Source organism: Acidovorax sp. ST3 (assembly GCF_003231145.1).
Lineage (GTDB): Bacteria > Pseudomonadota > Gammaproteobacteria > Burkholderiales > Burkholderiaceae_C > Acidovorax.
This window is the reverse complement of record NZ_QKVP01000063.1, coordinates 1-645: the sequence shown is the minus strand read 5'-3', so window position 1 is coordinate 645 and position 645 is coordinate 1. Positions and strand designations below refer to the sequence as shown.

1 protein-coding gene is annotated in these 645 nt (G+C 66.0%); it reads right to left on the bottom strand.

The genetic code is table 11. From position 1 onward, the window contains the following. Nucleotides 1-645 (bottom strand): LLM class flavin-dependent oxidoreductase (locus DNK89_RS24620; RefSeq protein ID WP_203422543.1); only part of this gene is annotated, 645 nt, incomplete at both ends.

Sequence of the window (645 nt, the reverse complement as noted above, 5' to 3'; positions counted from 1 at the left end):
CAGAGGCGATGATGGTCTCGATGCCGATCGCCTGATATTCGCGAATACGGGCAACGACGTTGTCTGGGCTGCCGACCAACGCCGTCCCCGCCCCGCCCCGCACCAGTCCGAGCCCGGCCCATAGATTAGGGCCAACGACAAGCTTGTCGCGACGGCCCTGGTGCAGCGCCGACATGCGTTTCTGGCCGACCGATTCCGAAACGTTGACGAAGTTGTTCTGCGCCTCGGCAATCACCTCGTCGGTGACATGGCTGATCAGCCGGTCCGCCGCGGCGGGCGTGCCGAGGACGTGCGCCTTCACGCGCTTGGAGAGCAGGGTGACGGGATCCTTCTCGAGGTAGAAGATCGTCCGGTTGTCGCCGGCCCAGGCCACGCCGCCCTCGACATTGGGGATGCTGTCCGCAAAGGTCTCGCCGGTCGCGAGGTTCTTCACCTGCAGCACATATTGGCGGCGGCCGACGGTATCGATCGTATAGGCGAGCAGCCGGTTGTCCGGGCTCACCGCGCGGCCGGCGATCTGGAAGAAGCTGTGGTCCTTGGCCATGGCCGGCTGGTCGAGGATCACTTCCTCGGGCGCCTCCAGGCTGGCCTTGCGCCGCGCGACGATCGGATAGTCGGCGCCGGCGGCGAAGCGGGTGTAGTAAT